Origin of the sequence: Desulfovulcanus ferrireducens, assembly GCF_018704065.1 — a bacterium.
In the GTDB taxonomy this organism is placed as follows: domain Bacteria; phylum Desulfobacterota; class Desulfovibrionia; order Desulfovibrionales; family Desulfonatronovibrionaceae; genus Desulfovulcanus; species Desulfovulcanus ferrireducens.
Genome location: NZ_JAGUQP010000019.1, coordinates 1 through 23,214, shown reverse-complemented (window position 1 = coordinate 23,214; position 23,214 = coordinate 1). Strand labels below are relative to the sequence as shown.

General features: G+C 43.1%; 23 protein-coding genes and 1 tRNA gene. 13 read left to right on the top strand and 11 right to left on the bottom strand.

The window, feature by feature from the left end:
- Positions 1–7: 7 nt before the first annotated feature.
- The 6 genes from argS (at position 8) to KFV02_RS07800 (ending at position 6,337) form a co-directional block, all read left to right on the top strand.
- Positions 8–1,663, top strand: coding sequence for an arginine--tRNA ligase (argS, locus tag KFV02_RS07825; RefSeq protein WP_252380991.1), 1,656 nt, complete (start codon positions 8–10; stop codon positions 1,661–1,663).
- Positions 1,664–1,923: 260 nt separating this feature from the next.
- Complete coding sequence (locus KFV02_RS07820; protein ID WP_252380990.1) at positions 1,924–2,547, top strand: SPOR domain-containing protein; 624 nt, start codon at positions 1,924–1,926, stop codon at positions 2,545–2,547.
- Between the two features lie 14 nt (positions 2,548–2,561).
- Entirely contained in the window at positions 2,562–3,116 is a 555-nt protein-coding gene (locus KFV02_RS07815; protein WP_252380989.1) for a pyruvoyl-dependent arginine decarboxylase, read from the top strand.
- A gap of 91 nt (positions 3,117–3,207) precedes the next feature.
- A complete protein-coding gene (gene speB / locus KFV02_RS07810; protein WP_252380988.1) occupies positions 3,208–4,080 on the top strand; it encodes an agmatinase in 873 nt (290 codons plus the stop codon).
- Positions 4,073–5,164, top strand: coding sequence for a deoxyhypusine synthase family protein (locus KFV02_RS07805; protein WP_252380987.1), 1,092 nt, complete (start codon positions 4,073–4,075; stop codon positions 5,162–5,164). Before speB ends, KFV02_RS07805 begins: the two co-directional genes overlap by 8 nt.
- A gap of 6 nt (positions 5,165–5,170) precedes the next feature.
- Entirely contained in the window at positions 5,171–6,337 is a 1,167-nt protein-coding gene (locus tag KFV02_RS07800; RefSeq protein WP_252380986.1) for a class I SAM-dependent RNA methyltransferase, read from the top strand.
- 755 nt (positions 6,338–7,092) lie between these two features.
- Here KFV02_RS07800 and KFV02_RS07795 read toward each other — a convergent pair.
- Positions 7,093–8,013, bottom strand: coding sequence for a DMT family transporter (locus tag KFV02_RS07795; RefSeq protein WP_252380985.1), 921 nt, complete (start codon positions 8,011–8,013; stop codon positions 7,093–7,095).
- Between the two features lie 230 nt (positions 8,014–8,243).
- Here KFV02_RS07795 and KFV02_RS07790 point away from each other — a divergent pair, with 230 nt between their 5' ends.
- Both KFV02_RS07790 and KFV02_RS07785 read left to right on the top strand, forming a co-directional pair.
- Positions 8,244–9,467, top strand: a complete 1,224-nt coding sequence (locus tag KFV02_RS07790; protein WP_252380984.1) for an LL-diaminopimelate aminotransferase — start codon at positions 8,244–8,246, stop codon at positions 9,465–9,467.
- A 110-nt stretch (positions 9,468–9,577) separates the two neighbouring features.
- Positions 9,578–9,653: transfer RNA gene (locus tag KFV02_RS07785), tRNA-His, on the top strand.
- A 67-nt stretch (positions 9,654–9,720) separates the two neighbouring features.
- Here KFV02_RS07785 and tgt read toward each other — a convergent pair.
- Complete coding sequence (gene tgt / locus KFV02_RS07780) at positions 9,721–10,845, bottom strand: tRNA guanosine(34) transglycosylase Tgt (protein ID WP_252380983.1); 1,125 nt, start codon at positions 10,843–10,845, stop codon at positions 9,721–9,723.
- A 113-nt stretch (positions 10,846–10,958) separates the two neighbouring features.
- On the bottom strand, positions 10,959–11,597 hold the full coding sequence (gene nth, locus KFV02_RS07775; RefSeq protein WP_252380982.1) for an endonuclease III: 639 nt from the start codon (positions 11,595–11,597) through the stop codon (positions 10,959–10,961).
- Between the two features lie 131 nt (positions 11,598–11,728).
- Between nth and hisH the strand changes: the two genes are divergently transcribed.
- Genes hisH through KFV02_RS07760 form a run of 3 tightly spaced genes read left to right on the top strand, consistent with a single transcriptional unit; the run spans position 11,729 to position 13,393 of the window.
- The gene (gene hisH / locus KFV02_RS07770; protein WP_252380981.1) at positions 11,729–12,367 is read left to right on the top strand and encodes an imidazole glycerol phosphate synthase subunit HisH; all 639 of its coding nucleotides are present in this window, start codon (positions 11,729–11,731) and stop codon (positions 12,365–12,367) included.
- Complete coding sequence (gene hisF / locus KFV02_RS07765; protein ID WP_252380980.1) at positions 12,360–13,139, top strand: imidazole glycerol phosphate synthase subunit HisF; 780 nt, start codon at positions 12,360–12,362, stop codon at positions 13,137–13,139. The genes hisH and hisF overlap by 8 nt, the downstream gene beginning before the upstream one ends.
- Positions 13,139–13,393, top strand: coding sequence for a hypothetical protein (locus tag KFV02_RS07760; protein ID WP_252380979.1), 255 nt, complete (start codon positions 13,139–13,141; stop codon positions 13,391–13,393). The genes hisF and KFV02_RS07760 overlap by 1 nt, the downstream gene beginning before the upstream one ends.
- Before the next feature lie 370 nt (positions 13,394–13,763).
- Here the strand turns inward: KFV02_RS07760 and moaC are convergent, their stop codons facing one another.
- The 8 genes from moaC to KFV02_RS07720 all read right to left on the bottom strand — a co-directional run bounded on the left by moaC (position 13,764) and on the right by KFV02_RS07720 (position 21,042).
- Positions 13,764–14,243 carry a cyclic pyranopterin monophosphate synthase MoaC gene (gene moaC, locus KFV02_RS07755; RefSeq protein WP_252380978.1) on the bottom strand — a complete coding sequence of 160 codons (480 nt, stop codon included), beginning with the start codon at positions 14,241–14,243 and terminating at the stop codon, positions 13,764–13,766.
- An 81-nt stretch (positions 14,244–14,324) separates the two neighbouring features.
- Entirely contained in the window at positions 14,325–15,434 is a 1,110-nt protein-coding gene (gene dnaJ / locus KFV02_RS07750; RefSeq protein WP_252380977.1) for a molecular chaperone DnaJ, read from the bottom strand.
- A gap of 2 nt (positions 15,435–15,436) precedes the next feature.
- Positions 15,437–15,652 carry a DNA-directed RNA polymerase subunit omega gene (gene rpoZ, locus KFV02_RS07745; RefSeq protein ID WP_252380976.1) on the bottom strand — a complete coding sequence of 72 codons (216 nt, stop codon included), beginning with the start codon at positions 15,650–15,652 and terminating at the stop codon, positions 15,437–15,439.
- Positions 15,653–15,759: 107 nt separating this feature from the next.
- Complete coding sequence (locus KFV02_RS07740) at positions 15,760–17,022, bottom strand: DUF4340 domain-containing protein (protein WP_252380975.1); 1,263 nt, start codon at positions 17,020–17,022, stop codon at positions 15,760–15,762.
- 46 nt (positions 17,023–17,068) lie between these two features.
- Positions 17,069–18,427 carry a GldG family protein gene (locus tag KFV02_RS07735; RefSeq protein WP_252380974.1) on the bottom strand — a complete coding sequence of 453 codons (1,359 nt, stop codon included), beginning with the start codon at positions 18,425–18,427 and terminating at the stop codon, positions 17,069–17,071.
- 80 nt (positions 18,428–18,507) lie between these two features.
- A complete protein-coding gene (locus KFV02_RS07730; RefSeq protein WP_252380973.1) occupies positions 18,508–19,272 on the bottom strand; it encodes an ABC transporter permease in 765 nt (254 codons plus the stop codon).
- Entirely contained in the window at positions 19,272–20,210 is a 939-nt protein-coding gene (locus KFV02_RS07725; protein WP_252380972.1) for an ABC transporter ATP-binding protein, read from the bottom strand. Before KFV02_RS07725 ends, KFV02_RS07730 begins: the two co-directional genes overlap by 1 nt.
- 502 nt (positions 20,211–20,712) lie before the next feature.
- A complete protein-coding gene (locus KFV02_RS07720; RefSeq protein WP_252380971.1) occupies positions 20,713–21,042 on the bottom strand; it encodes a 4Fe-4S binding protein in 330 nt (109 codons plus the stop codon).
- 41 nt (positions 21,043–21,083) lie between these two features.
- Here KFV02_RS07720 and KFV02_RS07715 point away from each other — a divergent pair, with 41 nt between their 5' ends.
- Positions 21,084–21,824 (top strand): tRNA lysidine(34) synthetase, encoded by a 741-nt coding sequence (locus KFV02_RS07715; RefSeq protein ID WP_434800288.1) that lies wholly within the window; start codon positions 21,084–21,086, stop codon positions 21,822–21,824.
- A 124-nt stretch (positions 21,825–21,948) separates the two neighbouring features.
- The gene (locus KFV02_RS07710) at positions 21,949–22,851 is read left to right on the top strand and encodes a M23 family metallopeptidase (RefSeq protein WP_252380969.1); all 903 of its coding nucleotides are present in this window, start codon (positions 21,949–21,951) and stop codon (positions 22,849–22,851) included.
- The last annotated feature ends 363 nt before the right edge of the window (positions 22,852–23,214 follow it).

The window sequence follows — 23,214 nt, the reverse complement described above, 5'->3', positions numbered from 1 at the left end:
CTAAAAAATGCGTGCCAAAAAATACATTCAAGATAAACTCAAACAAATTATTACTACCAAGGGACTTAGCTGGCCCGAAAAAGTCAGCTTGGAGCCGCCCAAAGAAAAAAAGTTTGGAGATCTGGCGACTAATATAGCCCTGGTTACCAGCAAACAAGTGGGACAAAATCCCAGGCAGTGGGCGGAAAGCTTAAAAGATGAACTTTTAAAGCTTTGCCCGGACCTGGAAAAAATAGAGGTGGCCGGTCCTGGCTTTTTAAACTTTTTCTTTAAAACAAGTTTCTGGCATGAGGTTGTCAAAAAGGTTTTTGAACAAAAAGACACTTATGGCTCCTCTAATTTAGGCCAAGGCAAAAAAGTTCAGATTGAATATGTCTCAGCCAATCCTACCGGCCCTTTGCACATTGGTCATGGCCGAGGCGCAGCCCTTGGTGATTCTTTGACCCGGATCATGCGCTTTACGGGTTTCGATGTCCACACCGAGTATTATCTAAATGATGCTGGCCGCCAGATGCGTCTGCTGGGCTTGTCAGTATGGGTCAGATACCAACAGCTCTGCGGCCGCTCGGTTTCCCTTCCTGATGAATGCTATAAAGGGGAATACATAAAAGATATCGCCAAAGAAATTTTGGCCCGATATAACCATGACCTTTTATCCAAATCCGAGCAAGAGGCCATAACCTTGTGTCAGGAAGCGGCCATGCACTCTATTCTGGAAGGGATCAAAAAAGATCTGGAAAACTTTCGGGTGGAACACCAGGTCTGGTTTTCTGAAAAAAGCCTGGTGGAACAGGGTGAGGTAGAAAGCACCCTTGACTATCTAAAAAATAAAGGCCTTGCCTATGAGCAAGATGGCGCATTGTGGTTTAAATCAACCCAGTTTGGAGATGACAAAGACCGCGTCTTAAAAAAATCAGATGGACTTTTAACATACTTTGCTTCAGACATTGCCTACCATAAAAACAAATTTGATCGTGGTTTTGAGCTGGTCGTGGATATCTGGGGAGCAGACCATCACGGCTATGTCCCCAGGATGAAGGCTGCCGTGCAGGCCCTGGGCAAGGACGAGGAGAGCTTACAGGTTATCCTGGTTCAACTGGTAAACTTGCTTCGAGAAGGCGAGCCTGTAGCCATGTCCACCCGTGCCGGAGAGTTTGTTACTTTGTCTGAAGTTTGTGAAGAAGTAGGAGTTGATGCGGCCAGATTCATCTTTTTAACCCGCAAGAGTGATAGCCATCTGGATTTTGATCTGGAAGTGGTCAAGAAAAAATCTCTGGACAACCCGGTGTATTATGTTCAATACGCCCATGCACGCATTTGCTCTTTGATGCTCAAGGCCAAAGAAAGAGACATCAACATTGACCAGAGCCTGAATGACTTGCTTCCACTCTTAAACACGGAAGAAGACATGGCAATTTTAAAACACTTGGACCAGTTTTCCGACATTCTGACTACTTGCGCCAGGACTTTAAGCCCTCACCATTTAAGCTATTACTTACAAGAACTTGCCGGGCTATTACATCGTTATTATACGGTTCATCCGGTGCTCAATGCCCGGGACAATCTGCTCATTCAAGCCAGGATGCTCCTCTTTCAGGCAGTTGCCCAGGTACTCAAAAACGGCTTAACCCTTCTGGGAGTCGATGCTCCACAAAGGATGTAGTTTGTTCTGAAAATACCGGATATCGAAACCAGAAACAAATACTGATTGCCAAATGACCAAAATTCTAAATCAGAAACTGAATCCTTGAACTTTGTACAGGCAAATAAAAGTTAAGCAACATAAACATCGCGCGGTGGCTGAAAAAAAGAAGTTGGGAAAATGGGAAGTTTTAGGAGACTTAAGAAGTTTCAATTTCATCCTTATCCTCCAAACTTCTTAACTTCCCGGTTTCTTAACTTCCTTTTAAGCGGGGATGCTTAATGGCCAAAAAATCTAAAAAGAAGACCGCTAAAAATAAGTTTAAGCTAGACATTACACTGTCAGGTCTTATCTACCTGGGAATATTTATAATTCTGGCCATGGTATGGGCCTTCATCCTCGGCGTTTACATTGGACGCGGCTACAACCCGGAAGATGTTGTCCCGGAAATTGCCAAGATCTTGCCGGAAACAAAATCCGAGTCCAGGCAGAATGTTCCAAAACAAGGAACCCTTAGACCAGAGCAATTAGAATTTTATGAAAAACTGAAACATCTACCCGAACCCGAACTTAAAAAAGATACAGCTATCAAGTCAGAAGTAAAACGCAAATCCTCAGCGCAAAGCCCAAAAAACATAAATAAATCAGGTACGAAACAAAATTTCTTTTCGTATACATTTCAGGTAGCTGCCTTTAAGACCTTAAAACAGGCAAAAAAAATGCAAAAAAATCTGGTTGCGCAAGGATTTATTTCTTCTGTCACCAAAGCATTTGCTGCTGATCAGCCCTGGTTCAGAGTTTTTGTTCACTTTCAAGGGACACCCGAGCAAGTGGTTCAATTCAAAAACAAGTTGAAAAAAATTGGTATTAAACAGCCTATCCTGAAAAGGAAAAAGCCATCATAAGGAGGAAAAAATTAATGTTTCCCAACACCTTTGTTCCGACTAAAGCATTTTTCACCACCGGAATCGGACGACACAAAAACAAACTACAGTCATTTGAATTGGCTCTGCGCGATGCAGGTATTGAGAAACAAAACCTTGTCTATGTTTCCAGCATTTATCCACCTAAATGCAAGTTAATCTCTGTGGAAGAAGGAGTGAAGCATCTGGCTTCAGGGCAAATTACTTTTTGTGTGATGGCCAGAAATGCCACCAATGAAAGGGGCAGGTTAGTTGGTTCGGCCGTAGGCATGGCTTTTCCCGCTGATGAAAGCCATTACGGTTATATTTCTGAACACACTGCCTTTGGGGCAGATGAAAAAGAGATCGGCGACTTTGCTGAAGATCTGGCTTCAACCATGCTAGCGACCACATTAGGCATAGAGTTTGACCCGGAAACCGACTATGATGAACGTCGAGAAATCTATCTAATGAGCGGCAAAATCATTGATTCTGCTTCAGCCCCATGTGTCACTACCGGTGTAGCTGGCATGTGGACAACGACTATTTCCGCGGTAGTGTTTATTCCATAAATAAATACAAACAAAAACAGGATGCAGGGATATTAAAAACTCAGGGGCAGGCCTTTGTGCCTGCCCCTATAAACTAAACCCAATAAAATAAATGTACTCTAATTTCTTCGATCTTGATGGCGAGCCAAAAAAAGGTCTGCCTGTTTATGTCTGGCCTGTACCATATCAAGGCACAGTCAGCTTTGGCTACGGAACCAAAGATGGCCCGGAGGCCATCTTAAAGGCCAGCTACCAAATAGAAACCTATGATCCCAGGTTAGATGTGGACTTAGGAGAGTTATGTCATTTTATTACTCTACCTTTTCAACGAACTAATGTGGCCGGACCTGAATATTTATACCGGGACATGGATATCTTCCTAAGCCGGTTTGATCCCAAAAAGGACTTTTTCCTCACCCTGGGAGGGGAACATTCCATTTCCTTTCCCCTGTTTAAATTTTATACCAAAGCCTTTCAGGACCTTGTAATCCTACAAATTGATGCACATGCTGATCTGCGGCAGGAGTACGAAGGAAGCAGGTTCTCCCACGCCTGTATCATGGCCAGGGCAAGGGAACTGGGGCTTAGGATAATCCAGATTGGCATCCGCAGTTTATGTCAGGAAGAAGCTGAGTATATAAAAGAGCAAAATAGTAAAAATTTACTTACCTTTTTCCCCTGGGACCTGCCAACACCTGAAGATGCAGCAATGCTCTGCCGTAAATTTATAGGCCATAGCCCGATTTACATCAGCTTTGATGTCGATGGCCTGGACCCGGCCATTATGCCCGGAACAGGCACCCCAGAGCCAGGGGGAATAGATTACAACTGGCTGAATGAATTCTGGCTTAAATTCTGGCCAGGACCCAGATTAGTTGGTATGGATATTTGTGAGCTAGCTCCCATGCCCGGCAATGTTGTTTCAGAATCAGTGGCTGTTAAATGTATTTTCAAAATTTTAACCAATTATTTAAAAAATGCATAAAAAAGAAGACTTCAGGGAAATAAACCAATTAAGTGATCCAAAAGAGTTTGGCTTAAAACCGCTCGAGACTTTAGACCCGGATGAGATTAAGGATTTCGACCAGTTGCTCACTGCCATGTCCAAAACTGCCTTTGGAGGTCGCAATCTCGGTGAGGCATTAGATGTTTTAGAGGCAATGGTAACTGACCCTGACTGTCTAGTTGTTGCCACCTTTTCCGGGGCAATGACCGTGGCCAAAATGGGCAAAATTATCTGTAAAATGATCGACGAGGGATGGATTAATATTGTCGTCTCCACAGGAGCCCTTATGGCCCATGGTTTTATTGAGTCCATTGGCCTGAAGCATTACAAGTATGAATTTGGCCGCATGAATGACACAGAATTATTTAAGTGCGGCTTTAACCGTGTTTACGATACCTTGGAACCGGAAATTAATTTCCTGCATGCTGAAGACGTCATTCATAAGGTCATGGAATCTATCAAGGACGGGGAGGTTTTGAGTTCGGAATCAGTCTGTCGTAAAATCGGTCAGTATCTGGCTGAAAACATAGAAGGCCCAGGAATCTTGAAAAGTGCCTTTAAAAAGGACGTCCCGGTTTATATCCCTGCTTTTACAGATTCAGAACTGGCCCTGGATATGGCTACTCACCTCCTGCGCAAGTCCCCGGAGGCAGTGAAAAATATTGACCATACGACCTTTTCTTTCCAGTTTAACCCGTTTCTGGACTTACTTAGTTATACCAAACGTATCTGCGCAGCTAAACGCATTGGTATTTTTACCATTGGTGGAGGAGTTCCCCGGAATTGGGCACAGCAAGTCGGGCCTTTCGTGGAAATTACCAGTCAACGCATTAAAGATATCGAGCTGCCAGTACGCAGATTTCATTATGGCCTGCGTATCTGTCCAGAACCAGCCCACTGGGGCGGTTTATCAGGCTGCACATACGAGGAAGGCATCTCCTGGGGCAAATTTGTCCCTCCTGAGCATGGAGGAAAATTTGCCGAGGTTCTCTGCGATGCCACCATTGCCTGGCCTATCCTGATTAAAGGTCTACAGGACAGATTGAAGAAAAAGACAAAATAACCTGTTTTGGACAATTTAATAGTTAGAATTGAAAAGCTTATCTGGCGAGGACGCGGCCTGGCCAGGTTGGACTCTGGGCAGGTGATTCTTGTTGATCCCCCTGTCCTGCCAGATGAACTTGTTCAAGTAAAAATCTTCAAAAAAAACAGAGACTTCTTGCAGGGAAAAGTCCACAAGATTATTGAGCCCTCCCCTATCCGCCGCTTACATCCCTGCAAACACGGTCACCAATGCGGGGGATGTACCTTTGGCGTCGCCCCGAACTCTCAAATTTTAAAAATAAAAAAGCAGATTTTAATTGATGCCTTAACCAGGAATTTAAAAAAAAGTTTAAACACCGACCTCCTGGACAAGATAGAGCTAATCCCCTCCCGCAAATCCTGGCGTTATCGCTTTCGCAGTCAGATTTATGTACACCAAAAAAAGCCCCACTTTAAAAAACTTGGTTCCAATGAACTGGTCAGGCTGAGTGATTGTCTTCTCTTGGCCACTCCCTTGGGCCGGGGCTTGGACAAACTAGCCTCTCACATGCCCAATGGCCGGTTTATTGTGGCTGCAAGTCCCGAAGATGGCCGAATTGCCTGGCAGGGTCAAAAAACGCTGCTTGACTTCTCACTGCCTGAATTCAACATAACATTACAACTCCCTCCTCATATCTTCTTTCAGGCCCATTGGTTACAGAACCAAGCCCTGGTTTCGCTAGTTGTCGAGGAATTGAGACACTATACCAGAATTGCAGATTTATATGCCGGGGCCGGCAATTTTTCTCTACCTCTGGCCCGGTCAGGGCAGATGGTTTTGGCTGTCGAGGAATGTCAAGATGCTGTCCGGGCCGGGGAATTAAACGCCAGAAAGCTTGGTTTAGACCTTGTAAAATTCAGAGCCCATGATTTGAGAAAAAAAGCTCCCTGGGAAAAAGTGAAAAACTTTGATCCTCAAGCGGTTATTATAGATCCCCCGCGCACTGGCTCCCCTGACTTATGGAAAAAGATAGATTATCTGGCAAATGTAGAAAAGATGGTCTGGATATCCTGTGATGTGGTCAATACCTGCCGCGACATGAAGAGATTTTTAAATCAGGGCTGGCAACTGGGCAGGATATACCTTGTTGATATGTTCCCACAGACATGGCATATGGAAGTAGTTTTTGTTCTTGTTCGTGAAGGCCGGTAACCATTAAAAACCTAGCCCCGAGACGAGCCTCGAACTTCGCATAACCCATCACTATCTCTATACTTCCCTAAGAGAGCCTATGACCAAACCTTTTTATCAACTTAATTTCCATGACTTATTCAAGTCTTGGTTTCTTTCATGCTGGTACAAAGACTTGGACTCATCTACCCATGTTGAATACTGGCAAAGCCAGCCCAGCTTCGCTGGATTCAACTGGGTAAAAGGCTTGCTTGCGGACAGAGCATAATGGGATACTTTGGGTGAACGAATAGCCTTTTAATTATAGCTAAGTTTAGCGATTTTCACTCAATGGGTGATGAGATTGCCACGGACAGCTTCGCTGCCCTCGCAATGACAATCTCGCCCCTGTCATTGCGAGTGGAACAAAGTGTAGCGAAGCAATCTCAAAGTTTGAACTGCAAAAAAATCGCACAATTTAAACAATAGGATGCGCCTACAAAAAGGGACTTTTTGCAGGCAATGTTGAATTTTGAATGATAAATGTTAAATCATTTAAATAGGTTACAGAGCGAAGTCGTTTGTCAGAACTGTAAAGTTTTAATTATTGCAGTTGCATCCTATAGACTATAGATAGTTATGGTGATCATAGCAAAGTGTTCAGCCCATTTCTCCCGATGCTCTGGTTTTCCGCAAGCTTCGCCAAGATGAATTACCCAAGCCGTTTGTAATGCATTTCTGAAACAAAGACTTTCAATCAGCGTAAAATGGGGTTTGGCCGACCTCTAAAAGTTGAATTATAAATTTTGCGGGAGAGGCGAACCTTGACCCTTAGGCCATAATTGGGCTGCAAGCATTCCTGTAAACATAAGCGTGCATCCCAGAATAGCCCGGGAGGTTAACTGTTCATCCAGAATAATCCATCCGGAAATTGCAGCAAACACGGATTCTAAACTTAAAATAATCGAGGCATGGGCCGGTGGCGCGTCTTTCTGAGCCACTACTTGCAGAGTATAGGCTACACCGGCAGACATAAATCCCCCATATAAAATAGGAAGCAACCCATCCATTATTCCTTGCCAGGAAATATCTTCGACAAAAACAGCGACCATTAAACTCAAGATGGAATTTACACCAAACTGCACGGATGATAGTTTGATGCAATCTACCCTAGGGGCCAGCCATCCAATTACCAAAACATGCAGAGCAAAAAACACGGCGCAAAGTAAAACCAGAAAATCACCATAGGAAATGGTCAGCTCATTGGTAATTGACAGGAAATAAAGACCAACGACAGCAAGAAATGCCCCTATCCAGACTCCAGGACTAGGCCTTTGCTTCCAGAACAGTCCCAGAATAGGCACAATAACCACGTACAGCCCGGTAATGAATCCGGCCTTGCCTGCTGTGGTGTAGATTATCCCTACTTGCTGCAGCGTACTGCCTGCAAACAATAAGACTCCTGCTATAAAACCCGCTTTTAATACCGTTGTCAGATCGGAAGGCTGTGAAATGGTGGGGCCGAGTCTTTTCTTTTCTCTAAACCAAATCAACGGCAAGAGGCTTATGGAGCCAAGTCCAAAACGAATACCATTAAACAAAAAAGGGCCAATATGGTCCATGCCCACTCTCTGAGCAACAAACGCTGCGCCCCAGATCATGGCCGCTAAAAAAAGTAAAAAATCTGCCTTGTATGTCCTCAGAGCCTGTTTTGCCACCAAATTCTCCTTTTGAAAAAACTAAAGAGAATAATTTTGCTTGAAAGACAATTTTCAGTCAATTCTTTTTGAACTTTTCAAAATTTGACAAAGCGCAGCCCTTAATTTTAAACAATTTTTAACGTCTTTTTAACGCCTTTGAAGTTTTAGGTTAATCTTCTCATCTTTAATGATTAATACTTGGGGATTTAAGTTTTTAAACTTCAAAAAACAAAACTGTGGGAGCAAACATGATTCTCATCAATGAACACTACTTAAAATTGAAATCTTCTTATCTCTTTGCTGATATTGCCCGCCGGGTGACTTCTTTTCAGGAAAAACATCCGGACATGGAAATCATTAAGCTGGGTATAGGCGACGTAACCCTCCCCCTGCCCAAGGCCTGCCTTGAGGCCATGCACAAGGCAGTAGATGAAATGGGCAAAAGCGAAACCTTTCGTGGTTACGGGCCTGAACAGGGTTATGCTTTTTTGCGGGAAAAGATTGCTGAATTTGATTTTCAAGCCAGGGGAGCACAAATTGAACCTGATGAAATCTTCATTAGTGACGGCGCTAAATGCGATACTGGCAATTTCCAAGAACTCTTTGCCCAGAACATTACCATAGCAGTACCAGACCCTGTGTATCCTGTTTATGTTGACACCAATGTCATGGCCGGTCGTACAGGTAGTTTTACAAATGGCCGCTATGAAGGGCTTGTCTACCTGGAATCAACAAAGGAAAATAATTTTATCCCGGAACTACCCAAAACACCTGTAGACCTCATTTATCTTTGCTTCCCCAACAACCCCACCGGAGCAACCATCACCAAAGAAGAGTTGAAAAAGTGGGTTGACTACGCCCATGAACACAAGGCCCTTATTCTCTTTGATGCTGCCTATGAGGCCTTTATTCGCGATGAGGACCTGCCTCATTCCATCTATGAAATTGATGGGGCCAAAGAGGTAGCCATAGAGTTTCGCAGCTACTCCAAGACTGCCGGTTTTACCGGAACCCGGTGTGCCTACACAGTTGTTCCCAAAGCCTGCATGGCCTACGATCAAAGCGGCAAAAAACACCCTGTGCATGAACTCTGGAATCGCAGGCATACCACCAAATTTAACGGGGTATCTTATCCGGTCCAAAAAGCGGCTGAGGCTGTGTATAGCCCGGAAGGTCAGGAGCAGGTTAAAACAAATATTGACTATTACCTGGAAAATGCCAGGAAAATCCGCACCCAAATGCAAAAGCTAGGCTTTACCTGTGTAGGTGGAGAAAATTCACCCTATGTCTGGATTGATGGTCAAATGGACTCTTGGGAATTTTTTGACCTGCTTTTAAATAAAGCTGGTGTTGTTTGCACTCCAGGTGCTGGTTTTGGCAAATGTGGCCAGGGTTTTATCCGCATCAGCGCTTTTAACAGCCATGAAAATGTGGAAGAGGCTATGCGCAGGATTGAAAAAGCACTGGGTTGAGCAGTTTAAACTGATTGATGTGGTCAAGAGAAGATTAATTTGAATGGATATGAATAAAATTTTTTCTTGACCGAAGAACTAGACTCGTTTATAAGCCTAACTCTCTTGTGGTGAGTGTAGCTCAGGTGGTAGAGCCCCTGGTTGTGGCCCAGGTGGTCGCAGGTTCAAGTCCTGTCACTCACCCCAAATGAATTCAAAGGCTTACGATAAAAAATCGTAAGCCTTTTTTGTTGCCTGATTTTTCAGGAAAAAGCTATTGATGCTTGTTTTCTGCATAAACCTGCCTGTAACAGTCTAGATAGCCTTCAAACTTCCCTTCCTGAATAGCTTTTCTCGCACCAAAGACAAGATTGAGGAAAAACTGTAAGTTATGAATAGTATTTAGGCGGTAAGATAAAAGCTCCCTGGCTATATACAAATGACGAAGATAGGCTCGTGAAAAATTACGGCAGGTATAGCAGTTACAATTAGGGTCCAGAGGAGATTCATCCTCTCTGTATTCCGCCTTTTTTATATTTATTTTGCCTAGACTGGTAAATAAAGTGCCATTACGGGCGTTACGGGTCGGTAAAACACAATCGAACATATCAATGCCTGCATTTATGCCTTCTAAAATATCCAGAGGCTTGCCCACTCCCATCAAGTATCTTGGCTTGTCTTCGGGAAGCAAAGGTGCTGTGTAGTACATAAGATCCAGCAATTCCTCTTTGCTCTCGCCAACGCTCAGGCCCCCAATGGCAAATCCTTCAAACGGGATATCAATAAGTTGTTTGGCACTCTCTCTGCGCAAATCTTTAAAAAAACCGCCCTGGACAATGCCAAACATTAGCTGCTTACCACTACCCTCAGGATAGGCCTGACGGCAACGTTTGGCCCACTCTGTGGTCAGCTTCAAAGACTTTTTTGTATAATCGTAATCAGCTCCATAAGGAACACATTCATCCAGAACCATCATTATATCTGAACCAAGATTTTTCTGGATAGAAATGACCTTTTCCGGCGTAAAAAAATGTTTAGAGCCATCAATATGGGAAGAAAACTCAACTCCGTCCGGGGTAAGTCGCCTTAGCGCAGAGAGACTGAAGACCTGAAAGCCTCCCGAATCAGTAAGTATTGGTTTATTCCAGCGCATAAACTTATGCAGTCCGCCTAAACGGGCAATGAGTTCATCGCCAGGGCGCAAATAAAGATGATAAGTATTGCCCAAAATAATCTGGGCGCAAATATCCTCCAAGTCATCGGGCCCAAGACTCTTAACCGTGCCCAGGGTTCCCACAGGCATAAATATCGGCGTTTCAACTTCTCCATGAGCAGTCATAAGTTTGCCTGCTCTGGCCATCCCGTCCTGATGCTCTATTGTAAACTGACCAATTTTCATTGCTAAACCTATTATGAGTTTGTTCTATAGAGTCTGTGGCCAAACCCTATTTTAACCGTTGATTGAAAGTCTTGGTTTCTGAAATGCATTACAAACGACTTGAAAAAATAAAGCTACCCCCCTAGCCCTAACTTCGGACAGATATCACTTAATTCACACTCACCGCACTTTTGTTGTCTGGCAGTGCATATTTCCCGGCCAAACAAGACCAGGACATGATTAACCAGACCCCAATCTTTTTTGGGAAACAAAACCATTAAATCCTTTTCAATAATGTTTGGATTTTTAGATGTCGTCAGTCCGAGGCGAAAACTCAACCTCTTCACATGGGTGTCTACGGCAATGCCTTCATTTTTTCCAAAAGCATTAGACAAGACAATATTTGCTGTTTTTCTTGCCACTCCGGGGAGAGTTACAAGTTCTTCCATGGTCTCCGGAACCTGCCCATTAAATTCCGTGCATATTTTTTGGGCCGCTGCCACCAGATTTTTGGCCTTGTTCCGATAAAAACCGGTACTCCTGATTACGGCTTCGACATCGGCTAAATCAGCCTGAGCCAACGCCTTTACATCCGGCCATTTGCGAAAAAATTCAGGAGTGACCTGATTTACTCGTTGATCAGTACACTGCGCAGCCAGCACCGTGGCCACTAAAAGTTGCCATGGATTAGCCCAGTTCAATGCTGTTTTAGGGGCTGGATAACGCTTTCTTAATCTTTGTAAGATTACAATTGCCCGTTCTTTTTTATTCATCGGTCGCTATTACCTTTCTAAATCTATATAACCCACTGTCAAACAATTTAATTTAACCAATTTTCCCCAATCCATCAAACTTGGATTTTAGGCAATTATTTGTTAATCTAAAAAAAACCAAGGAGGAGATTATGCTTGCGATTCTGGACTACCGCGCCGGCAATTTAACCAGTGTCAAAAGGGCTCTGGACTTTTTACAAATACCCTGCGAGATCACCAACGATCCAAACAAATTGCATCAAGCCCAGGGAATAATCTTCCCTGGAGTCGGGGCTGCAGGTTCAGCCATGCAAAACTTGCAAAAAAATAATCTGGATCAGGTATTAAAAGATCTGGTCCAGAAAAATAAACCCTTACTCGGAATATGCCTGGGTTGTCAGATCATCCTTGAATACAGCCCGGAAAACAACACTGACACTTTAGGGATTATCCCGGGAAAGTGTGCCAAGTTTAATCCTGATCTAACCGATGACCAAGGTCTACCCATAAATATTCCCCACATGGGCTGGAATAAAGTCCAGCTGGAAAAAGATTGCCTGCTTCTTAAAGGCGTTGACAAGGATGCTGAATTTTATTTTGTGCACAGTTATTATCCGGTACCAGAACCGGAATTTGTCATTGGAACCACGATTTACGGACAGAAATTCTGCTCAATACACGGCCGAGACGGACTTTGGGCTGTTCAATTCCACCCTGAAAAGAGCGGTCGGCCCGGTTTAAAAATCTTGCAAAATTTCTATAATTTCTGCCAGGAGATAAATAATGCTTAGTAAAAGAGTCATACCCTGTCTGGATGTTCGAGACGGCAAGCTAACAAAGGGCATAAAATTCAAAGGCAATGTGGATATCGGCGATCCCGTTGAAACAGCCAGGATTTATTATGAACAAGGGGCCGATGAAATCGTCTTTTACGATATAACCGCATCTCATGAAGGGCGCGGCATTATGCTCAAGGTGGTGGAACAGGTAGCCTCCCAGATCTTTATCCCCTTTTCAGTGGGCGGAGGTATTAGTTCGGTGGAAGATATGCGCGCTGTTCTTCTTGCGGGTGCGGAAAAAATTTCTGTTAATTCCGCAGCTGTTAAGAATCCAAAAATCATAGCTGATGGTGCCGATGCTTTTGGTTCTCAATGCATTGTTGTAGGCATGGATGTGTTGCGGGTCAATAAATCCGAACAAATCCCCTCCGGATATGAAATTGTTATCCACGGTGGAAGAAAACCTATGGGCATAGACGCCCTGTGGTGGGCACAGGAGGTAGAAAGGCTTGGGGCTGGCGAACTCTGCATTAATTCCATTGATGCAGATGGAACCAAAGACGGTTATGAACTGAATCTCACCCGGTTAATAGCAGAAAATGTGCGCATCCCTGTCATCGCCTCTGGCGGAGCTGGTAACCCGCAACATATGGTTGACGCCGTGACCAAAGGCAGGGCTTCCGCAGCACTGATCGCCTCTATTGTTCATTACGGTGAATACACCATTCCTGAGATTAAAAAGTACATGCATGACCAAGGGGTCAAGGTGAGGATGGTCTGGTAATGGGAAAGATTATTGTCGAATCAATGACCCACTGCGAAGCCGAAGTAGTAACCAAAGAGATCCCCAGAACCGATGATTATGAAAAAAGGATAAAAACGATCCTGGAAACCATGCGCATGAACAAGTTCCAGGCCGTGGTCTGGGACGGGGAGACTTATTTAGGAGGGACATGGTACGATCCCGTTCGGCAAAAATGGACAGCCGAGTATAAAGACTATCTTTGGCAAGACGCCAGTGAATTCCAGAATGATTAAAAAAAGGGCGGCCAGCAAGCCGCCCTTTCTATTTCCAGATACCTTTCTAGAGCTTGTACCCGAACCTTTTTATCAACTTAATTTCCATAGTTTATTCTAGTCTTGGTTTCTTTCATGCTGGTACAAAGACTTGAACCCATCTAAAGCATGCTTGCGGACAGAGCATAATGGGATATTTTGGGTAAACAAGCATGCTTTTTATTATCGATAGTTATGGTCAACATCACAAAATATTTAGCCCATTTCTCCCGATGCTCTGTTTTTCCGCAAGCTTCGCCAAGGTGGCTTACCCAAGCCGTTTGTAATGCATTTCAGAAACCAAGACTTTCAATCAGCGCTTATAAAACAGGGTTAGCCACAGACTTTACAGCTACTCTTTATCATAGGTTCCGCTTCTGCCGCCACTTTTGTGCACCAATTGGCATCTTTCAATGACTATATCTTTTTGCACTGCCTTGCACATATCATAAATGGTCATGCAAGCTACCTGTGCAGCGACCAGGGCTTCCATTTCCACTCCTGTGCTCGCGGTCGTTCTTGCCTCTGCTTCTACCCGAATCAAACTTTCTTGATCATCTATTTCAAAACGGACATCCACATAACTTAAAAAAAGAGGATGGCACAAAGGAATAAGCTCTGCAGTCTTCTTGGCCGCCATAATCCCGGCTATTTTGGCCGTTGTCAGGACATCGCCTTTAGGCAGGGCATTATCTTTTAATAAAGCCATAGTTTCAGGAGAAACGCGGACAAAGCTCTCCACAATAGCCTTACGCATAGTTTCGGGCTTGTGCCCTACATCGACCATTGTAACCTGTCCGTTCTGGTCAATATGAGTCAATTTTTTCGACATTTTTAATCTGTGAATGCTCTTGAGATTTTCGGATTTCAGGCAAAACGTGCAAGGCCTTGAAGTTCTTATTGCACTCAACCTTTAGTTATCAGTATCGCCTATCACTTTTTTAAAGAAACTTTTTACCTTGCTCCCCACCTTTTCCTGCTCCAAACGCTCAAATTCGCGTAAAAGCTCTACTTGCTTCTTGGTCAAGCGGGTAGGAGTTTTGACTATAACCTCAACTAACAAATCACCATGTTGAGTACTTCCCAGGTAAGGCAGTCCCAACCCTTTGAGCTTAAAAATCTTTCCGCTTTGTGTGCCCTTGGGAATTTCCATTGGAACGGGTTCATCCAAAGTGGGCACCTCAACCTTGGCTCCCAGGGCAGCCTGGACAAAACTGATTTCCACTTGAGTAATTAAATCCTGGCCATGACGTTTAAAAACATCATCTTCCTGAACATAAATAACCACATAGAGATCGCCAGGAGGACCTCCATGCTCTCCAGGTTCACCTTCACCGCGCAGACGCAATCGGCTACCATTGTCTACCCCTGCAGGAACCCGGACCTTGATCTTCTTTTTGACATTAACAATCCCTCTTCCACGGCATTTACTACAAGGGTGACTAATTATAGTCCCCTGTCCATGACAAACAGGGCATGGCATGGATACTCGAAAGAAACCTTGTGAACGATAAACCTGCCCCGACCCCTGGCAATGGGCACAGGTTTCCACCCTGTGTCCGGGCTCAGCCCCTGTTCCTTGACAGCGGTCACATGTTTCCCGTTTAGGGATGTTTAAATCTACCTCCGTACCCTTGGCTGCCTCGCGAAAAGAAATTGTCAAATTATAACGCAGGTCAGCACCAGATCGAGGCCTTGGGCCGGATTGGCTCGAGCCAAAGCCGAAAAACTCCGAGAATATGTCACTAAAAGTGGAGAATATATCCTCAGCAGAATGAAAGCCCTGAAAGCCGTTATCACTTACCCCTTCATGACCAAATTGGTCATAACGGGCTCTCTTTTCCGGATCACGCAAGACTTCATAGGCCTCGGCTGCCTCTTTAAAAAGAGCTTCTGCCTGAGGATCATCAGGATTTCTATCCGGATGGTATTTAAAGGCTAATTTTCGATAGGCTTTTTTTATCTCTTCATAAGAGGCACTTCGCGATACCCCCAAAACTTCATAATAATCCCTTTTGGCCATATTTAGTCAACCTTAATCCCTGCCTTTTCAATGGAATTGGATGGCAAAATCTTTCCGGCTGCAATTTCACGCAAAGAAGTAACTATTTCCTTGTTTTTGCTTTCAACAAGAGGCTTATAACCCTCTCTATATTGCTTAACTCTTTTGATAGCCATCTGTACTAAAAGAAATCTGTTGTTTACCTGCTGCAAGCAATCTTCTACTGTAATTCTAGCCATATTTACCTCACCTGATTTAATAGTGTTATGTTTTAATTTTTCACCAGTTGGTTATTATATGTTTAGTTTTATAGATTTTAAGCTATAAAAACAACCCACTCGCCTCACTATTCCACCTTTGTCTTTAAATCCTCAAGCAAGCTACTGTCTACTACATAGTAGCTGCTCTGCCCTGCAACCTGCACCCAGCACCTGTCCGCAGGCAAAGCGGAATCTTCATAAAAATAGACTTTGACCAAATCTTTATCTTGCTTGTCTTTGACTGCCCAGATCACAATTCTTGAGGCTGTTGAGGGAAGTTGAGACTTAGGGTCTTGTTCATATTTTAGGTCACTAAGGCGCCACAGATAAAGCCCCATACCAGGAACTTCTTGATCACTATCTTTATGTTTCCAGACACCATTCACTTTATATAACTGAACATTCTTTCCGGAAATGACCAAATCCATTTTGTGAGCCTGGCCAGTATCCAGATGAATAATACTGCGGTCCTTAAGCAAAAAAGAGGTTTTATTTAGGTTATCATGCTGTGCTTGGTCAAGAACAAAATACCACTTATTTTGGTCAACCTGGGCTAAATATTTTTCCTTGGCCTTGAAAATTTTTATTTTTAAAGGAGTTTCGCCACCCCGATGAAATACTTCCAATGTAAATTGGAGCTTTGCTTGATCCTTTTTAAAATCAAGGCTTTGAGCACGCATTGATCCAAGCTCAAAGAAAAGAGACGTGGCTTCAGAGGATGATACCTTATACCTCGTTATCTCCTCAGGGGCATTAAATGTAAATTCACCGTCTTTTTTCAACACATCCCATCGGGTAGAGTTATTTTCTAAAAGTCGGACCCTTGTTATTTGCTCATCATCAAAAGGTAAAAGTTTTAGCTCGTAATATGTATCGCTTCCTGCTCCCACCTTGTCAGCATAAGCCGCATTCATCAAAAGGAGCTCCCCGGGATATGAGGAAGATAAAGCATAGACACCATCCTCAGAAGGATTTTTGTCCCCTACCTGCACAGACCATTTTTCCTGAGCATAAATAACTAATTGTTTGGGCTTGTCCAGTCCAAACTCGCCAACCTTGTCCTTATCCAGAGAACCCAAAAAACGCTTAGGCGAATTGACCTGCAAGAAATCAATCAGGGCATCAACCTTTGTTTGATCAGCATATGGCCTGATATTTTGACCCTTTTCCTTGACACGCCATTTATCCTTGTCTTTTACGAGTTCGAATTGATCAAATTGTATTTTAACAATATCAAACTTTTTAAAATCCGGCCAATTCGCTTTTTGCTCATCCTTTTTTTCCGGCCACAAAAATACACCGGCCCAGATAAAAGCAAGCAATATGATTAGAAAAACCAGCCGTTTCATTCCTCTCCCCTTAAACATTTAATTCGACATCAAGCATTCAAGATTCTCAACATTTTCTTCTCTTCATACCCACATAAACAGCCATCAATACACATAACAAAGGTAAAACTACAAGAGGAACCCAGGTAATAAGGCGCTGTTGCCATACATTTAAAAAGAGCAATGAATTGGCCAACTTTGGCTTGGAAATGGCCAGGGTATCCTCCTTTTCCCTAAGCCAGTTCAAAGAGTTGCGGGCCAGATCCATATTCCCGGACAGCCCAATAAACTGGTTGGTTAGAAAATCATTATCACCAAAGACTACCACCCTGGACTTTAAAGTAGCATTTGAGTCCTTTTCCTGAAACTCGTTTTCATAAACAACAGCCAGCCATAATGGCCCCTGAATGTCCTTGCCCGGATCAAAACGAGCCTGTCCTTTTTTCAGGCTGACCAAATCTGTCTCCAACCAGGCGCTCCCTGTACTGCGGCCCAAAGGAATTATCTGGTATTTAGCCTGTGCTTCAGCTTCTTCCTCAAAGGCCGTACAGGTGGGGAAGATAGTCATCAAATTAAAATCTTCGGTAATTTTATGGTAGGGATAATCCTGAACCAAAGGACTCAGATAGTCGCCCACAATCAGTTTGCTCATCGGATCCAAAATCAAGCCGGAAAGGCGTTTCAAGTGTAGATTGTCTTTAATCCACAGATCCAGATTAGTCTCTGTTTCTGCATTTAAGGCCAGAAACAGCCTCCCACCTGTATTCAAATAATCAGTCAAAAGAGCCAGTTCATGCTTTAAAAAATCTTTCTGTGGCCCAATGATTACCAGAGCTGACGCATCTTCAGGAACTTTTTTCTCCCTGGCCAAAAGTAGCTTCTCAAGCTCAACTCCCTGATTCTTTAAAACATCCTTTAGTTGAGTAATGCTCTTTTCTCCAAAACCTGAAAAAGGTACTTCACCATGACCCTGAACAAAGTAAAATTTGGCCTTTTCCGGATTGGACACCCTGATCAGTCCATTGGTCAATTTTTCTTCATCAGGAAATAGTATCTTCTCCTGCCTGTTCTCACTTAATAGAATCACTTCTCCTGTTTGGCGTACTTTGAATTCCTTAGCCCTAAAAGGGGACCTGTCCGGATCCACAAACTCAAAGCTAAAATTAGCGCTTTCTTTAGCATACAACTTTAAAAGATCTTCCAAGTTTTTACGCTCGGCTTCTCCGGGACGATAAAAACAAAGTACTTTAACCGGTCTTTCCAAGTGTTTAAGCACTTTAACAGTCTGCTTGGAAAGAGAGTAGCGCTTGTTTTTAGTTGTATCATATTGCAGGTCAGCCTTGTTAGCTAAAACATTCAGGCCTACCAGCACTGCCAGGCCTACAATTATAGTCCCGGATAATTGCCCAAACTTCTTCCAGGTCATCTTTTTACTCCTTATCTTCTCCTAACTTCTTGGCTCCCCATCTTCTTGTCTTCTCAGCTTCTTATCTTCTCATCTTCCCCTCACGCTCTCCATCTCTGGTTTTCCAAGCTGAGCATGGTCAATCCCACAAAAGCCAAAATAAATGTAAAATAATAAGTAAGATCAGGTACAGACAACACGCCTTTGGTAAAGGAATCAAAATGACTGAGTAAAGACAAAGCCTCAACAACTGGTTTAAAAAATTCAGGGACAAGTTCCTTTACCCAGGACAGAAGCCAGAGTAAAAGCAAGGCTCCAAAACTCAGCGTAGCCGAAACAATCTGATTCTCAGTCAAAGAGGAAATAAAGATTCCAATACTGGCAAAGCTCAGGGCAAGAAGCAAAAGCCCAAAATATCCAGTCACCGTGGGTAAGAGTTCAGGCTGGGCATATACAAAGAGAAAAGCCGGCCCTACTCCGCTCAAAACAAGAGCAATGGTCAAAAAACCAGCAACGGCCAGAAGCTTACCCAGCACAATTTGATATTCCTGAACAGGATAACTGAGCAAAAGTTCAAACGTACCCATGCGCTTTTCCTCACTAAAAGCACGCATGGTCAAAAGAGGTATAAAAAAGAGTAGAATTACTCCCGCATTTTGCAAAAAAGGACGAATCACCCATTCCTGGGGAGTAAAATTCTCCACCCCCGGATTTTGCATAACCTGCAAACTAAAAAGTTGGAATTGCCCTACAAGGGATACAAAAAAATAACCGGAGATAAATAAAAAGCAGCCCAAAACAATGTAGGCCAGTGGAGAACGAAACAAAATCATCCAATCTTTCCGAGCCAGAGTTAGAGTGTGCATTAGGCTTCTCCTTGTTTATACACTAAATTGACAAAGGCCTGCTCCAGGCTCAAATCCACAGGCCTAAATTCCAGGATCTTACCCTTTAGTCCATAAACAAAGTCCGATAGATCAGCCCGAATATCCTTACCTGGTTCTGCCTGAACATGAATTATAACCTCATCTTTAGAAGTCTGTATATCAAATTGATGTACACCTTTAAGAGCCGAAAGCCTTTCTTTGAGTTCATCCATGTTTAGTGTCTCAAAACCGACCCGCAACAGATGTCTGCCCCGACCAGCCCTTTGAACCAGATTATCGACGTTGTCATCAGCCAATATACGACCTTTATTTATTATAATAACCCGATCACAAATTAGCTCCACTTCCGGCAAAATATGGGTGCTTAAAAGAATAGTCCTCTCTTTTCCCAGTTCCCGAATCAGCTCTCTGATCTCTCGAATCTGCCCTGGATCCAGGCCCACGGTTGGTTCATCTAAAATTAAAAGCTTTGGATTTCCCAGTATGGCTTGAGCTAGACCTACCCTTTGCCGGTAACCTTTAGAAAGATGAGCGATAAGCTTATTTTTAACCGGGGTTAATCCACACTTTCCCATTACTTCTTGAACGTCTTTGTCAACATGGGCGCAAGACTTAATTCTAGCCACCCATTGCAAGTACTCAATAACTTTAAGCTCAGGATAAATGGGAGCGGTTTCCGGTAAATAACCCAAGTTTTTACGTAGCAATAGAGGAGCCTTCTGAATATTCTGACCATCAAATATCACCTGACCTGAGGAAGGAACAAGATATCCGGTCAAAATACGCATCGTACTGGACTTACCCGCCCCGTTTGGTCCCAAAAAGCCCAAGATCTCGCCCTGGTTTAAGTGGAAGTTTAAATTATGAAGAACCTGATTGCGTCCATAAAAAAGATTCAAGTCTTTAACCTGAAGCATAGGTCACACCCCAGCAGTCACTTAAAAGGTTGCTAAAATACTTGATTTCTCGTCTGAACCGACAAAATGTTTATGGCGGCAAAGACATATGAAGAAAAAGTTGATGAGCTGAATAGTTATAAGTATAATTGACATTTTTTGGCTGTCAAGGAGACCATAATGAACACAGATCTAGCGTGCTCCTACTTGGCTCTACTCAAGCCGGCGGTCTATGAGCTTGTAGCCAACCCTTTTTATAAACTTAATTTCCATGGTTTATTCTAGTCTTGATTTCTTTCATGCTGGTACAAAGACTTGGACCCATCTAAAGCTTGCTTGCGGACAGAGCATAATGGGATATTTTGGGTAAACAAGCATGCTTTTTATTATCGATAGTTATGGTCAACATCACAAAATATTTAGCCCATTTCTCCCGATGCTCTGTTTTTCCGCAAGCTTCGCCAAGATGGCTTACCCAAGCCGTTTGTAATGCATTTCAGAAACCAAGACTTTCAATCAGCGGTTAAAATGGGGTTTGGCCACAGACTCCTATACCCACTTCCTGATAAATCTCAGCAATAGCCTTATGAACATAGCTACGGAGTTCGCTAATGCTCAGACCGGGAATAAAAATCGCTTCTTTTGGACAGGCTCCTTCACAGACCCCACATCCATGACATTTTTTTGCTTGGATGAAGATGACTTTTTTACCTGGCCTTTTTTTGTTATTCACAAGTTCCAGCGCGCCTGTAGGACAGATATCTACGCAAATTGCACAACCATCACACCTGTCGCGGTCCAGATGCGCTACTACCCTGGAATCTGGAAACTCTTTTTCATTAACAACAAACATAATAACTTCCTCGTCGAAGATAGATAAAAAATAAAGAAATTATGTCACAACGATCCAAACTTAACTATGCTCAAAAAGTTTGTCTAGGCCGATGCGGAAAATTAATGCAAAAAACTGGGATGATTTGGCCCGGAGCACGCATAGGTGTAGCCTTGTCCGGCGGTGTAGACAGTTGGACCATGTTAAAAGTGCTTCTTCTAAGACAGAGAATTGTCCCTTTTTTTTTCGAAATAATGGTACTGCATTTAAATCCGGGCTTTGAGCCAGAAAACCATGCTCCCCTTTTAGAGTGGTTAAAAAAACACCAACTTCCAGCTCATATAGAAGTGACTGATTTCGGTCTATTTGCTCACTCAAGCAAAAACCGCAAAAAGTCTCCCTGTTTTTTATGTGCCTGGAATAGACGGAAACGTTTGTTCCAACTATGTGCTGAATATAACCTGACTCACCTTGCCCTGGGGCATAATTCTGATGACCTCGTGACCACCTTTTTTATGAATTTATTTCAAACCGGACGGGTGGAGGGACTTTCTCCCAATGAAAAATTCTTTTCCGGTCGGCTCAGAGTTATCCGCCCTATGCTCCTGGTTGAAAAAAAATATATCCGCCAAGCTGCCAACAAGTGGAATTTGCCTGTATGGGACAATCCATGCCCCTCGGCCCAGTCCACTAAAAGGTCGGAAATTACGGCCATGATTTCCGAATTAACCAAAGACAACAAAACGATTAAAAAAAATATTTTCAATGCCTTAAAAAAATGGCAACTTGACTTTTATCTATAGTTCAACTACCGAAAATGAGTGATTGTGACCTGAGAATCAGATAACGGTCAACTACTTAACCACAAACAAATCAGTACAACTAAATACTATCGTTTAAACTAAACTAAACCAATCGCGCCAAATCATGCTTTTCCAAAAATATCAAATAGTTGTTTTTAAAGAAAAACAAGGTTGTTGCCGTAAATTTCGTCTCAGGGGTTGGACCACCATCTTTATTCTTTTGCTTATAATCGTCCTGGTGGGAACAAATATCTACCTGTGGAAAAATTTCCAAAAATTCCGTTCTATTGAAAAACAACTTACTCTATCCAAGACTCTGGTTCAGAAACAAAAAGTCCAGCTTTTGACTTTTGCCAATAAAATAAAGAGATTGGAAACTGATCTTTCCCGGATCAAAGAGTTTGATACCAAGCTTCGAGTAATGATGAACCTGGAACCAGAACAGGTTTCGCTCAACTCTCTGGGCGGTGCACCAGACAAAGGATTTCCCAATACCTATTTTCCTCTATATCGCCAGGAACTTTTGACGCGTAAGATGCATAATTTTTTAGACCAACTTAGTACTGAAGCCCGTCTGGAGGAAATCAGGCAACAAGAACTACTCGAAACTATACGCAGCCAAAAAAATATCCTGGCCGCCACCCCTTCTATCTGGCCCACTCAGGGCTGGATTTCCTCTGAGTTTGGTTACCGCATTTCCCCTTTTACAGGTCGAAGGGAATTCCACAAAGGCCTTGATATCTCCGGACCAGTGGGTACGCCCATCTATGCACCTGCAGATGGCAAAGTTGTTTTTACAGGTAAAGATGGCAGCTACGGTATTTCTTTAGTTATTGACCACGGCTTAGGCATAACCACCCGATATGCTCACCTATCACGTTATGTAGTCAAAAAAAAGCAAAAGGTGACCAGGGGAGAAATCATAGCCTATATGGGGAATTCGGGTCGCAGTACCGGTCCCCATTTGCATTATGAAGTCCGTCTGAACGGCATGCCTGTCAACCCATTACGCTATATATTAAATTAAAGCTTCATACTTTCTGACACGATTAACATCCTCAAATTACTACACAATTGAAGAGTGCATTTTCTGAAATGCATTACAAACGGGTTGGGTAACACATCTTGGCGAAGATTGCGGAAGTGCTGTGCATAGGGAGGTTATTCCATCGAACTTTCGAAACCCATCATAACAACAGAAAAGGCATTAAGTAACATTTTATTGACTAACCCCATTATGCACAGCCCGCAAGCAAGCCTTAGATGTGTCCAAGTCTTTGTTAGCATTGAAGAAAATGCGCTCGCAAATTAACTCAGCAACTGTGTTTTTTGTCAATAGTTAATGGTTAAAATTTATTGGTTAGTTTATTTTGTTTTCAAGAACAATTTT